This is a genomic window from Candidatus Marithrix sp. Canyon 246, assembly GCF_001723685.1.
Lineage (GTDB): Bacteria > Pseudomonadota > Gammaproteobacteria > Beggiatoales > Beggiatoaceae > Marithrix.
The window spans coordinates 1-13454 of sequence record NZ_MCBX01000017.1; the positions used below are offsets into that span (position 1 = coordinate 1).

The 13454-nt window shown below is 34.3% G+C and carries 14 protein-coding genes; 10 read left to right on the forward strand and 4 right to left on the reverse strand.

Annotated features, from left to right (window positions below):
• The first annotated feature begins 58 nt into the window (after positions 1-58).
• The 10 genes from smc to BHU68_RS10060 all read left to right on the forward strand — a co-directional run bounded on the left by smc (position 59) and on the right by BHU68_RS10060 (position 8230).
• Positions 59-3319, forward strand: coding sequence for a chromosome segregation protein SMC (gene smc / locus BHU68_RS10015; RefSeq protein ID WP_083235051.1), 3261 nt, complete (start codon positions 59-61; stop codon positions 3317-3319).
• Positions 3320-3321: 2 nt separating this feature from the next.
• Positions 3322-3552: an AAA family ATPase gene (locus tag BHU68_RS10020; RefSeq protein WP_069471371.1), complete on the forward strand. Its 231-nt coding sequence runs from the start codon at positions 3322-3324 to the stop codon at positions 3550-3552.
• Positions 3536-4543, forward strand: coding sequence for a DUF4276 family protein (locus BHU68_RS10025; protein WP_069471370.1), 1008 nt, complete (start codon positions 3536-3538; stop codon positions 4541-4543). Before BHU68_RS10020 ends, BHU68_RS10025 begins: the two co-directional genes overlap by 17 nt.
• Positions 4544-4607: 64 nt before the next feature.
• Positions 4608-4712, forward strand: a complete 105-nt coding sequence (locus tag BHU68_RS18360; protein ID WP_141699495.1) for an SUMF1/EgtB/PvdO family nonheme iron enzyme — start codon at positions 4608-4610, stop codon at positions 4710-4712.
• A gap of 186 nt (positions 4713-4898) precedes the next feature.
• The gene (locus BHU68_RS10030) at positions 4899-5210 is read left to right on the forward strand and encodes a hypothetical protein (RefSeq protein ID WP_069471369.1); all 312 of its coding nucleotides are present in this window, start codon (positions 4899-4901) and stop codon (positions 5208-5210) included.
• Between the two features lie 2 nt (positions 5211-5212).
• The gene (locus tag BHU68_RS10035; protein ID WP_069471368.1) at positions 5213-5425 is read left to right on the forward strand and encodes a hypothetical protein; all 213 of its coding nucleotides are present in this window, start codon (positions 5213-5215) and stop codon (positions 5423-5425) included.
• Positions 5426-5776: 351 nt separating this feature from the next.
• On the forward strand, positions 5777-6439 hold the full coding sequence (gene zipA / locus BHU68_RS10040; protein WP_069471367.1) for a cell division protein ZipA: 663 nt from the start codon (positions 5777-5779) through the stop codon (positions 6437-6439).
• 7 nt (positions 6440-6446) lie between these two features.
• Positions 6447-6776: a DUF4282 domain-containing protein gene (locus BHU68_RS10045; protein WP_069471366.1), complete on the forward strand. Its 330-nt coding sequence runs from the start codon at positions 6447-6449 to the stop codon at positions 6774-6776.
• Positions 6777-7116: 340 nt separating this feature from the next.
• A complete protein-coding gene (locus BHU68_RS10055; protein ID WP_083234977.1) occupies positions 7117-7446 on the forward strand; it encodes a hypothetical protein in 330 nt (109 codons plus the stop codon).
• On the forward strand, positions 7427-8230 hold the full coding sequence (locus BHU68_RS10060; RefSeq protein ID WP_069471363.1) for a LamG-like jellyroll fold domain-containing protein: 804 nt from the start codon (positions 7427-7429) through the stop codon (positions 8228-8230). The genes BHU68_RS10055 and BHU68_RS10060 overlap by 20 nt, the downstream gene beginning before the upstream one ends.
• A 179-nt stretch (positions 8231-8409) precedes the next feature.
• Here BHU68_RS10060 and mraY read toward each other — a convergent pair whose 3' ends face one another.
• From mraY to BHU68_RS10080, 4 genes are all read right to left on the reverse strand, one after another.
• Positions 8410-9495 carry a phospho-N-acetylmuramoyl-pentapeptide-transferase gene (gene mraY / locus BHU68_RS10065; RefSeq protein WP_069471362.1) on the reverse strand — a complete coding sequence of 362 codons (1086 nt, stop codon included), beginning with the start codon at positions 9493-9495 and terminating at the stop codon, positions 8410-8412.
• A 1-nt stretch (position 9496) separates the two neighbouring features.
• A complete protein-coding gene (locus BHU68_RS10070; RefSeq protein WP_069471361.1) occupies positions 9497-10837 on the reverse strand; it encodes a UDP-N-acetylmuramoyl-tripeptide--D-alanyl-D-alanine ligase in 1341 nt (446 codons plus the stop codon).
• 6 nt (positions 10838-10843) lie between these two features.
• The gene (locus BHU68_RS10075) at positions 10844-12259 is read right to left on the reverse strand and encodes a UDP-N-acetylmuramoyl-L-alanyl-D-glutamate--2,6-diaminopimelate ligase (RefSeq protein WP_069471360.1); all 1416 of its coding nucleotides are present in this window, start codon (positions 12257-12259) and stop codon (positions 10844-10846) included.
• 153 nt (positions 12260-12412) lie between these two features.
• Complete coding sequence (locus BHU68_RS10080; RefSeq protein WP_069471359.1) at positions 12413-13447, reverse strand: TIGR01620 family protein; 1035 nt, start codon at positions 13445-13447, stop codon at positions 12413-12415.
• Positions 13448-13454: the final 7 nt, after the last annotated feature.

Below are 13454 nucleotides of genomic sequence, written 5' to 3' on the forward strand. Positions count from 1 at the left end.
TGCTGAAATTTTTCTGCCTGCTTAGCTTGACGCTTTAATTTATTTAACTGCTTAGTTAATTCACCACGAATATCATCAATTCTACCAAGATTTTCACGAGTCTTATCAAGCCGCTGCTCAGTTTCCTGATCATTCTGAAATCGCTGTTAAACGCCAGTTGTCTCGTAGTGGGCAGTCTGTTTATTTTCTTAATAATGTTCGTTGTCGGCGTAAGGATATTACTGATTTGTTCTTGGGAACTGGCTTGGGTCCAAGGAGTTATGCCGTTATTGAGCAGGGAATGATTTCGCGCTTGATTGAGGCTAAACCTGATGAGTTGCGGGTGTTTTTGGAGGAGGCAGCGGCTATTTCTAAATATAAGGAACGGCGTAAGGAAACTGAGCAGCGGCTTGATAAGACTCGTGAAAATCTTGGTAGAATTGATGATATTCGTGGTGAATTAACTAAGCAGTTAAATAAATTAAAGCGTCAAGCTAAGCAGGCAGAAAAATTTCAGCAGCTTCAACAATCTGAGCAGTTATTAAAGGCTCAATTATTGGCTATACGTTGGCATAGTTTGGATACTACTGTGCAAGAACAACAAGTGTATCTTGATGAACAAGGTGAAATTTTAGATACTGATTTAGCCAGTTTGGAGAATTTTGATGCTACTCATAAGCAGCAACGTGAGGCTCAAACTATTGCTCAAAATACTTTAGCTGATGTACAAACTAATTTTTATGATATTGAATCTGAAATTAATCGCCTTGAGCAAACTATTGAGCATACTAATCAGCGTCATAAGCAATTAGAAGATGATTTAGAACAACTTGAAATTAAATGGGCTGAAACTGAGCAGACTTTGCAATCTGATCAAAAGCAAATCACTGAATTAGAAACTCAAATAGCAACAACTGAGGCTGATTTAACTGTGAAGCAAGAGGCTGAAACTTTAACCGTACAAGCTTTGCGCGAGGCTGATGAACAGTTACAAGATTGGCAATTAAATTGGGATCAGTTTAATCAACGTGCCGCTGAGCCAACTCAAACGGCTCAAGTTGAACGCGCTGGTATGCAAAATTTGGAGTTGCGCATTGAAGAAAATAAGCAGCGGCTATTTCGTATCAATGAAGAAGCCAAAGAGATAAATATCAAGGATTTAGAACAGGCAGTTAATGATATTGAGGTTGAAATTGCTAAGCTAAATACTGTGTTATTAGAAGCCGAAGCTTTATTAACTAATCATCAAGAAACGGTGTTGGATTTACGAGAAACTATTCAAGAGCAATCAACAGAATTAGATCAACATCAATTACAAATCCATAAACTAAATGGACGTTTAGCATCCTTAGAAACCTTACAAGAAGCCAGTTTAGCTAAGTTACAAACTCAAGGTTTAGACGATTCACCACGTTTAGCGGCATCTTTGCAAGTAGAATCGGGTTGGGAACGAGCAGTTGAGGTAGTTTTAGGCGAACGTTTACAAGCTTTGTGTGTGTCAAACTTGAATGATTTAGACTTAGAAAATCCACCACCGGGAAATTTAGCCGCTTTTGAAACTGTTAAATCTAATACTGACACCACCAAATCCTTATTAAATGTTTTAATTGATAAAGTTCAAGCACCTTGGAATTTAAATAGTCTATTTGCTGGAGTCTTGGTAGCTAATAATATTAAAGCCGCTTTAAAATTACGTAAAAAATTAGCTGATCATGAATCAGTTATTACTCCACAAGGCATATGGTTGGGTAAAAACTGGCTATATAGTCAACAAGCGATGGATGAAAATGTTGGAGTTTTAGCGCGTACACAAGAAATAAAAGATATTATAAGCCAATTAGATCAATTAAATGACAAGGTAACAATTCTATCTGAAAACCTAGAACAACAAAATTTAATTTGGCAAGAACATGAACATCAACGTGAACAAGCACAACAAGATGTCACTAAAATTCGCCAACAATTATCAGAATTAGAATCGCAACAAGCGGGTAAACAAGCGCGACTTGAACACATTAAAAGCCAATTACTACGTATTGCTAATGAACGCGCTGAACTAGGTTCACAACTTGAACAAGACAATGAAAATTTGCAAAGCACTAGTGATAAGTTACATGCCGCGCTTGAGGCAATGGATAAATTTGCTGATGAACGAGAACAATTAACTCAACAGCGCGATTTATTGCAAGAAATGGTGTTGCAAAGTAATGAAACTTGGCAAACTGCTAAAGATGAAAGGCATACAGTTGATGTGCGATTAGAGGCATTACGCACTGATCATATTCGCCTACAACAAGCAATAAAACGCTTAACCACACAATTAGAACAATTAACTCATCAGCGTCAAGATATAAAATATAATATAGAAAAACAAGCGGCACCATTAGAAAATTTAGATGCTGAATTAACAACAGCTCAAACTAAACGCACCGAAATCGAAGAAAATCTACTTCAAGCCAAACAAACAGTGGCTCATTTAGAAGCAGCACTAGGTGATTATGATGGTGAACGTAAACGCTTAGAACAAAAATGTAATGAATTGCGTGCTAAATTAGAACAAACCCGTATGGAATCTCAGGCAAATAAAGTGCGCTGCCAAACTTTAGAAGAACAATTAAATGAAACCGAATTTAGTGCAGTAGCATTACTAGGTGAATTACCAGAAGACGCTAATGAGCAAGTTTGGGAACAAAAATTGGAAGATGTAATTGAAAAAATAAAGGGTTTAAGCGCGGTTAATTTAGCTGCATTAGAAGAATATGATGAACAATTAGAACGCAAAACATATTTAGATTCTCAAGCTGATGATATAAATAAAGCTGTGAAATCTTTAAATGATGCAATCAAAACCATTGACAAAGAAACCAGAATTCGCTTTAAACAAACCCTTGATCAAGTTAATGATTTTTTACAAACTATGTTTCCAAAACTATTTGGTGGTGGAGAAGCGAGCTTGCAATTAACTGGTGACGACATTCTACAATCTGGTGTAGCATTAATGGCACGCCCACCCGGCAAACGTAATACTCATATACACTTACTATCAGGGGGTGAAAAAGCCTTAACCGCAATAGCCTTGGTATTTGCGATATTTGAACTCAATCCAGCTCCATTTTGTTTGCTTGACGAAGTTGACGCACCGTTAGATGATAGTAATGTAGGGCGTTTTAGTGAATTAGTAAAAATGATGTCAGAACGAGTACAATTTATATTTATTTCTCATAACAAGATAACAATGGAAATTGCAGAACAACTAATAGGTATAACCATGCAAGAAGCAGGAGTATCACGTATAGTGCCAGTTGATATTGAAGCGGCTATGGATATGGTGAAGACTTAAATATGATTACTAAAATTGAAATTGATGGATTTAAAACCTTTAGTAATTTGAAAATTGAACTTTCTCCTTTTGTTATTATAGCCGGTGCTAATGGATCAGGAAAAAGTAATCTGTTTGACGCGATTCTTTTATTATCCCGTTTAGCAGAAACCGATATTAAATCTGCTTTTCAAGAGCAACGGGGTGAAGCGCGTGAATTATTTACTCAATATCCAGATGAAAATTATAAGTAAAAAAAAATTAAAATATACCCGCTTAAAATATACATTAGAAATATATCGTTATAAAGATAAAAGGGGATTGGATAAATTATATATTACTAAAGAAGAGTTGTTAGCTATCGAATCTAACATCGCATTTATCAATACTGAGTTTGCAAGCATCTATCTACGGCAAGATGGTACAAGAATTGGAAACTCCAGTCGTGCTAATGAGGTTGAACAAACAGTATTAAGTGGTGTCAGCAATACAGAATTTCCTCATGCTTTTGCCATGCGAAAAGAAATGAGACACTGGAAAATGCTGCAATTAAATCCTGTAGAACTAAGAAAACCAAGTTCAATACTAGCTAAAGACTTCATTGGTTCTGATGGATCTAATTTGCCAGCGGCTTTAGCTAGAATGAAGGCAGATGATTCATATATAATTAAAGATATTTCAAAGGTTATTATTAATACTCATTCTCCGGCATTATTAAGCTACTTGATAAAAAATAAGGAACTTGACTGTAACATACTATATGCAACACTTTTTTCTAAAGTAGATCCACACAAAAAACAAGCGTTAAGATTTACAAAGATGATACCTGTTACAACAGATTCTGATGAAATTACTGAACCAGAACAAAAACTTGATAAAACAGAAGAAGAATTTTGTAAAGATTTGCTAGCTATTGTACCTGTGCAAATGACAGAAGCGTGGATGCTTGCTGACAAAGAGGCACTCAAGGAAGAATTAGGAACCCAAAAAAACAATCAAAAATTAGGTTTAAGTTTCCCATTAAAACAGGTTGAAAAAATTGCCGATCCAAAATCTAAAATTCAAGAAATTATTAGAATTGCTTTTAAAGATTTACCAACTAATAAACGAAGGGTTCAGATTAGCTCACTATATTCACCTTTAGGGCAACAAGTGCGTCTTGATATTTTAGAAAAATTACCTTCTTATATAAAATTCAAAACAAATTTAACTAATACTTTAATAAAGTTAAATTATATAAGATAAATATTATTAGCTGATGTTACGCACTTAACTTCCACAAGCTGTCTCATTCCGACAACAGGATTCTATATATGGTGACAATGATGAAAAGCCAGTGCATAGAATATTTATAAAACGTTTTGCGATTGGGAGACATGAGGTGACAGTTGGTGAGTTTCGGCACTTTGTTTAATAAAATTAACATAGTTTTATTCATAGTTATCACCTATATTATTAGTTGGATATAATGCGTGCTAAATTAGAACAAACCCATATGGAATCTCAGGCAAATCAAGTGCGTTGCTAAACCATTGATAAAATAAATGAATTTTTACAAAACTATTTTGGTTACGACATTCTACAATCTGGTGTAGCATTAATGGCACGCCCACCCGGCAAACGTAATACCCATATACACTTACTATCAGGAGGTGAAAAAGCCTTAACCGCAATAGCCTTGGTATTTGCGATATTTGAACTTAATCCAGCTCCATTTTGCCTGCTTGACGAAGTTGACGCACCGTTAGATGATAGTAATGTAGGGCGTTTTAGTGAATTTATATTTATTTCTCATAACAAGATAACAATGGAAATTGCAGAACAACTAATAGGTATAACAATGCAAGAAGCAGGAGTATCACGTATAGTGCCAGTTGATATTGAAGCGGCTATGGATATGGTGAAGACTTAAATATGATTACTAAAATTGAACTTTCTCCTTTTGTTATTATAGCCGGTGCTAATGAAGTTGAACAAACAGTATTTCCTCATGCTTTTGCCATGCGAAAAGAAATGAGACACTGGAAAATGCTCCAATTAAATCCTGTAGAACTAAGAAAACCAAGTTCAATACTAGCTAAAGACTTCATTGGTTCTGATGGATCTAATTACAAGACATGCCGCTAAGACAAATTATTATTAATACTCATTCTCCGGCAGATGATACCTGTTACAACAGATTCTGATGAAATTACTGAACCAGAACAAAAAATAATCCTGTCTGAAATTCAGAAATTATTAGCATAATGGGAACTAATAAAGCAAATGTAATATGAGTACAACTAATTACGTGGATAAACTAATAAGGTTAAAAATTTTAATTACTTAGTTACTTCGTTGCGTTACTTAGTTTCGTTTATCTATTATTAAGCAACTCAGTATATTTTGATGCGATGTTTGGTAATAACAAAATATTAGTGCGTAACATCAATTATTAACTTATAACAATGTAAGAAGCAGGAGTATCACATATAATTTATGAACGACATATGGTTAATTGCAGGAATAGTGATTTTTATTATTGGCGTAATATTGCTATTAATAGCAAAACGCTATCAATCTAAACCAGAAGACAATCCAGAAGATGATTTATATATTGATAACAATTATCAAGATGATAAGGATCCATTATTTAATTCATCCTTTATGGATGATTTTAATCAAACACCAGAAGAGACAAAACATAAAGACACTGAATTAATAATAGTACTATATATAATAGCCCAAGGAGAATCAGGTTTTTTAGGCAAAGATATTGTAATGATATTAGAACAATTAGGCTTAAAATATGGAGAAATGAACATTTTCCACCACTATGGAATAGGAGAAATGAAAAGCAAAGACTCTATATTTAGCATAGCGAACATGGTAGAACCCGGCACATTACACCCAGACAAAATAGCAGAAACAACAACACCGGGCTTAGCCTTATTCATGCGACTACCCGGACCATTTGGAGGGCGAATAGGTTTTGACTTAATGCTAAAAAATGCCGAAAAAATTGCTGACAAATTAAATGGCTATATAGAAGATAAAACAAACAAACCGTTGAATAATAAAATGATTTTTGCTTTGCGTGATAAAATTGACAAATTTGAACAACGCGATACTAGCTTGGCTATGTTGCAGAAATTTTCTTAATTAAAATATGCAAACTTTTATTGACTTCCTAAACTTCAGATTTTTTATAAGCCCCTATGTTTTGGTGATTTGTTACTATATTGGAGCACTAGGTGTTCCAATTGGAAGCTGGTTGTTGGCATTGTGGATAAAACGTAAATACTCGTTAGCGTCTAATATTTACGATTTAAGTAAAACCACATTCATTAAGATCACAAGAACAAAAGATAGAATATTGTTATATATTCTATTTATTGTGTTTTTCATCTGTATGGAAGTTATGTGGCGCATGATGTTTGAATTTATTATTGCCTATTTACAAATGAGAGAGGCTCTTATGGAACTGACAGGGCATTGAAAACTATTAGACCTGTCAGGTTTTTAAAACCTGACAGGTCTAAAACCCGACAAAGTACTAGCTAAAACTCAATGATTATATCATTTTCAGTAATGGCTTGAATTCCAATGAATGGCCCATACTATCACAAACAGGCCATTTCAAATATCCTTTCAAATGTTTTTCAATATTAACATCAATAAAAATTATGACTTTATTTGCCGTATTAAGCGGCAATGCTGTGGCTGATGATAGATGAGTTCACTGGTAAAGAAACTGATAACAAAGGAATCTTTGATGCTCAATTGCAAGAAAAAATTTCAAGAACACATTTGATGGAGATGATGCTAGCGGCTATATTTTGCATGATCATAAAACCAGATCAGTCAAAATTCCTTGTTTTGAAGTTACTACTATTGCTAAGTTTGGTGATGGAGTTGAAGGTGAGTCCATATATTACAAAGATGTAAATATGAAGCAGAGGCATGTAGATTATCCAATCTTTCATGTTGATAATATGACAAAAACTGATAGTTGTGAAAGTTCAGTAGAACCAATTCAAAAACCCACTTTAACAACAACTCCAACAACAACTAAAGATGACACTGTAGAAGTTGAAGTTAATGGGAAAGTAGGAACAATTGTTTTTGTAAATGGTGTTGATAGTGGTGATGATGGGTTTGAAAGATGATGCTGGTAATGAGAGTGAGGGTTTGATTTTTAGTGTTACCAAACAGAGTAATCATGCTTTAGAGTTTGATGGTGCAACAAAAGGACAAAAATCTGTTGCAGATAGATTAGAAATTGGGGAATTAGAAGGAATTGCTATTAATCCAACAGATAATTTTACAGTTTCTTTTAATATCCATTTCGATAGCTTTTCAAATGATAATCCTAATTTAGAAGACGCTTGGAAAAATAGTCAGCGAGGTTATCAATTTATTATAGGTAATTATATGGGACAACCATCAGGTAGTGGGCATTTTTCATCAATGTTATATGAGCTTGATGGCAAATTACATTTTTTATTTAATAAGGCTCAAAGAAGAGATAAAGAAGTAATATTTGATTTTAAAACCCTTAATAAAGACAAACTTGATTATAATATTTATGCATCTTTTGATGGTACTACCGCAAAAATTTATATAGATGGCAATGAAGTAGCAGATAATTATATTGGAAATATAGGTGGGATTGCCAATACAGCAAAATGGCGTGCAGGAAATCATTATGATGGCTCGTTAAATGGTAATCGTGTTACTGGTGACTTTGCTTTAGATGGTAAATTAGATAATATTTTATTTTATAATCGAGCATTAAGTTCTGAAGAGGTGAATAAAATTCAAAATGGTGGTGAAGTAACAACAGGAATTGTTGCAAAATATGACTTTGAGGGTTCTAATCCATTAGCAGATAAAACAGGTAATGGTCATGATGCTTCGATTACGAACACACCGACTGTTGTAAAATGGTAAAAATTTAACTAATTACGACGACGGTCTCAGCCTTGTAGGGTCGGTGATAACCGACAATTTAACGTCTACAGATACTGGAATTTTGCCAGATACATTGAATTGGTACTGCTAATCAAATTAAACAGTATTAAAACTATCAGACCTGACAGGTTTTAAAAACCTGTCAGGTCTTCAATAATCTAACGAATTTTCAAGCTAGCCAATCCAATCAATACCAATATTATTGTAATAATCCAAAAGCGTACAATGACGCGCGGCTCGGGCCATCCTTTTAGTTCAAAGTGATGGTGTATTGGTGCCATACGAAATATTCGTCGCCCCGTTAATTTGAATGAGGCTACTTGCAACATCACTGATACTGTTTCCATTACAAATACTCCTCCCATAATTAGTAATATTAATTCTTGTCTAACTACTACCGCTAATATACCTAATGCTGCTCCTAATGCTAATGCTCCTACATCTCCCATAAATACTTGAGCTGGGTATGTATTAAACCATAGAAATCCTAGCCCTGCTCCTACTATAGCTCCACAAAATATCATTACTTCTCCAACACCAGCAATGTAAGGAATACCTAAATATTTAGCAAAATTAATATGTCCAGTCGTATAAGCAAATAATGCGAACGCACCTGCTACTAAAACTGTTGGTACAATTGCTAAGCCATCTAAACCATCTGTAAGGTTTACGGCATTACTGGTACCTACAATCACAAAATAAGTTAATAATATAAACATCCACGGTGATAACTGAATTACCGCATCTTTAACAAATGGTATTACTAATTGGGTTTCAGTCGGTGATTGAGCATTCATTAATAAAAATACAGCGGCTCCAAAACCAAATACTGATTGCCAAAAATATTTGGCTTTTGCAGATAAACCTTTAGAATTACCTAAAGCTACTTTTCTATAGTCATCAATCCAACCTATAACACCAAATAATAGGGTGACAATTAGCACTACCCATACAAAACGATTTGATAAGTCACCCCATAATAAAGTACTAAAGGCGATAGAGATTAAAATAAGTGCCCCACCCATTGTTGGTGTACCGCTTTTTTTTAAATGGCTTTGTGGTCCATCATCGCGTACACTTTGTCCAATTTTTAACAGTCTTAAGCTATTAATTAATAGTGGACCAACTATTAATGATATAAATAATGCGGTAATAGTAGCTAAAATAGCCCTTAAGGTTAGGTATTGAAAGACATTAAAACCGCTATAAAAAGAACTTAGGTATTCACTTAACCAAAGCAACATATTATATTTTCTCCTGTAAGGCGTTTACTATTGTTTCCATTTTCATTCCACGTGATCCTTTAACTAATATTGTTGCATTTGTTGATATTTTTTGTAAATATTTATTTAAATCAGCATGTTGTTCAAAATGCTTAGCCCCTTCACCAAAACTATCGGCTGCATTTTTACTTAATTCGCCAATTGTTAATAATGATTCAACTCCAAATTCTCGCGCTTGTTTTCCAGCTTGTTGATGGAATTCGACACTTTGACTACCCAGTTCATTCATATCACCTAACACTAAGATCCGTGGCGCATTACTTTGCTGTAATACCATTAAAGCAGCATTTAAGGAAGTTGGATTAGCATTATAAGTGTCATTAATAATTGTAGAATCATTAATGCCTTTACATAATTGTAAACGCCCTTTTACTGATTGCATGGTTTCTAAACCATTTTTGATAGTGTTTAAGGAGCAACCACTAGCTAAAGCACATGCACTAGCGGCTAAGGCGTTCATAATATTATGTTGCCCGGGTAGGGGTAAATGAATTGTTATATCACCGGTTGGTGTTTTTAAGTTGAAATCACTGCTAGCGGCATTTAATTGTATCTGGGTTGCTTTCACATCAGCATCATTTTTTATAGCAAAAGTACTAATAGTATGTGGTGCCGCTAAATCACGCCAAAGTTCAGCATAATCATCATCATTGTTAATAACCGCAATACCATCAGCTTGTAAATTAGAAAAAATTTCTCCTTTAGCTAGTGCTACACCTTTAATAGTTTTAAAACCTTCCAAGTGAGCTGGAGCGCATTGGGTAATAGTAGCTACATTTGGTGGTGCTAATTGAGTTAAATAGCCAATTTCACCAGCATGATTGGCACCCATCTCAATAACTGCTTGTTGATGTGTCGCGTTTAAATTAAATAATGTCAAGGGTACTCCAATATCATTATTGAAATTACCCTGATTAGCTAAAACATTTTCTGCAAAAATAGCGCGTAGCATTTCTTTAGTCGTAGTTTTACCATTACTGCCAGTAATTGCAACTAATGGTAATTTAAATTGTTCTAACCAAAATTTCGCTAAAGAACCTAAAGCTTTGCGGGTATCATCCACACACAAGCAGGGTAAATTACAATCTGCTACTGCTTGTTCAACAATAACCGCGCTGGCTCCATTTTTTTCAGCCACTGATACAAATTTATGCCCATCAAAATTTTCACCGCGTAAGGCAACATAGATACTTCCCGGTGTAATCTTGCGCGTATCAGTGTTACAACCGGTAAATTTAACATCATCTCCTAATAAAGTTGCATTTAAAACGGGCGCAACTTCACTTAAATAAAGTTCTATCATAATAATTTATTTTACTAATTCTCTATCACTAAATGGCAAACGCTGATCACCAATTTCTTGATAATCTTCATGCCCTTTACCAGCAATTAAAACAATATCATCCACAGTTGCCTGTTGTAGAGCATATTCAATAGCCTGTTTTCGATTAGCTATAACTGCTTCAGGTTTTGGGCAACCTTGTAATATATCATCAATAATGCTTTGAGAAGTTTCATGACGTGGATTATCATCTGTGATGATAACTTTATCAGCATAAGTTTGTGCAATTTCACCCATAATTGGGCGTTTACCTTTATCACGATCACCACCACAACCAAATACACACCATAATCTGCCGGTATTATGTTGTTTTAAGGTTAATAAAGCTTGTTTTAAGGCATCAGGAGTGTGTGAATAGTCAATAATTATGGTGGCTTGATCTGAGCTGCCAAATCGTTCCATACGACCGGCTACTGCTGGTAAGTTTTTGATTTTTTTCAATAATTCAGATAAAGAATAACCCATATTTAGTAATACTGCTAACACAGCTAAAATATTACTAATATTAAATTCTCCAAACCAAGGAAAATAACATTGTTCGCCTTGGATTGTAAAAACCGAACCATTATTATCATAACGTTCTATTTTGGCATATAGATCAGCGGATTTATCATGCAGACTGTAAGTCAATGGTGTTACGGTGCTTGATAAATTACTTAAAATCTGTTGCCCAAAAATATCATCACTATTTATAATAGCAGTTTTTAAATTAGGCATGGTAAATAATCGTAACTTAGCTTCACCATAAGCCTGCATAGTTTTATGATAATCCAAATGATCGCGACTTAAATTAGTAAATACCGCAGTATCAAAATTAATTGCATTAACCCTGCCTTGCACCAAAGCATGAGATGAAACCTCCATAGCAACTGTTGACGCTTGAAGTTCAGCAAATAAAGCTTGCAAACGAATTGCATCAGGAGTGGTATGACTAGCGGTTTTCAAATTACCATAAATTCCATAACCCAAAGTACCTAATAAACCACAGTCTGTATTTTGAGTTTGTAATAAATGAGCGATTGCATGTGTAATAGAAGTTTTACCATTAGTGCCAGTCACGCCAATCACCTGCATATTATCAGACGGATAATTATAAAAACATGCAGCAATTGCTCCAACTTGCTCAGACAAATTAGGAATACTGATACAAGGAATACCACCATCTAATTGCTCAATGCCAGCAACAGGTGCTTCTGTTAAAATTGCACTAGCACCTTTTTCTAAACTAGACGGAATATAAACTTCCCCATGCTGTTGCGTGCCAGCCAGCGCAAAAAACACATCACCGTTGCCTACTGCGCGACTATCTAAAGTTAAACCGCTAATATTACAATCTAACTCATTGGGTAAATCAATCTTTAATAAATTACTTAATAACATCATATTTTTTCTCGTTTACTTGACATTGGAGCGCACTATCTTATACATAACTCTATAAATAATTTAAATAACATGATATTTTGTACATAAAAACTTATGTATAACGATGAATGCTGGAGCGTGGGATACGCAGTCAGCGCAAGCTAACGAGATAAGTTAGGATTTAGTTTTAGTTTCAAATGCCCCTTTAAGTGAAGACATAACTTCGCGACGTATTTCTTTTAAGCGTGGTTTTTCGTCTTCCATAAAGGGTAGTGGGCGACAAGCATTCATTGCATGAATACCAAGTCGTGCTGTTAATATACCTGCACCTAAGCCTTGTGCGATTTGAGTTGACATTACTGATAATACTGAACCGCCTAAAATTTCAGCAGTTCCATCGGCAACTGTTTCACTTACATCAGCGTAAATAAGATTTTGTATAACTGTAAACATTAAGCTCATTGAGCCGAAAAATCCGGGTTTACCACCATAAAGTGTAGCAATTTCTCTAATAATACGCACATTACGCCACAAAGTTAAAATGATATCTAATAATGCAATCTGACTGATCATAACCAATAATGCTGTTTCTTTAGAACCTTTGGTAACTATTTGATATGCTTGTTGATCTATATCGTGCATAACTTTATTAGAAAACAATGCACACATTTCTCTATCATGATGGCTGTCATTAATACTAATATTAAAACGATCTAAACGATTTCTAAAACTTAAATCTTCGTTATAAAATAATGCTATATTATTTAAATAGCTTTTAGCATTACCATAAGCATTATTTGTAATAATTTGTTGCCCTTCTTGTTGTAAATTTGAAACAGTGCGTAATCTACGTATTTTTTGAATAGCTTGCCCAGTTAATGCTAAACTAGTTCCACATATAATAACTATTAAAAAGGAAAATACTGTACCTAATATAAAACTATTATTATACTGTTCTATGATAAAATTATAGCTATCCACTAATAGCATTAAAGCTAATAATCCACTTAATGAGGTTGCTAACCATAACCAAGCAGAATGTTTTGGAACGATTGGAGTAGTAGTGATTGTATCTTCATGTGATTGATCAGTTTCTAACTGAATATCATCAGGTAAAATAACTGGTGGAGTATAATCTAAAGTAACTTTGGCTTTATCTTCAGGGATAATTTCTACTGTATCTAAATCAAAATAAATTGCTGTATTCATAATAATA

Coding starts and splice junctions, on each gene's coding strand:
- BHU68_RS10020 (WP_069471371.1), top strand. CDS start 3,322: ATGATTACTAAAATTGAAATTGATGGATTTAAAACCTTTAGTAATTTG.
- BHU68_RS10025 (WP_069471370.1), top strand. CDS start 3,536: ATGAAAATTATAAGTAAAAAAAAATTAAAATATACCCGCTTAAAATAT.
- BHU68_RS10030 (WP_069471369.1), top strand. CDS start 4,899: ATGGCACGCCCACCCGGCAAACGTAATACCCATATACACTTACTATCA.
- BHU68_RS10035 (WP_069471368.1), top strand. CDS start 5,213: ATGATTACTAAAATTGAACTTTCTCCTTTTGTTATTATAGCCGGTGCT.
- zipA (WP_069471367.1), top strand. CDS start 5,777: ATGAACGACATATGGTTAATTGCAGGAATAGTGATTTTTATTATTGGC.
- BHU68_RS10045 (WP_069471366.1), top strand. CDS start 6,447: ATGCAAACTTTTATTGACTTCCTAAACTTCAGATTTTTTATAAGCCCC.
- BHU68_RS10060 (WP_069471363.1), top strand. CDS start 7,427: ATGATGGGTTTGAAAGATGATGCTGGTAATGAGAGTGAGGGTTTGATT.
- mraY (WP_069471362.1), bottom strand. CDS start 9,495: ATGTTGCTTTGGTTAAGTGAATACCTAAGTTCTTTTTATAGCGGTTTT.
- BHU68_RS10070 (WP_069471361.1), bottom strand. CDS start 10,837: ATGATAGAACTTTATTTAAGTGAAGTTGCGCCCGTTTTAAATGCAACT.
- BHU68_RS10075 (WP_069471360.1), bottom strand. CDS start 12,259: ATGATGTTATTAAGTAATTTATTAAAGATTGATTTACCCAATGAGTTA.
- BHU68_RS10080 (WP_069471359.1), bottom strand. CDS start 13,447: ATGAATACAGCAATTTATTTTGATTTAGATACAGTAGAAATTATCCCT.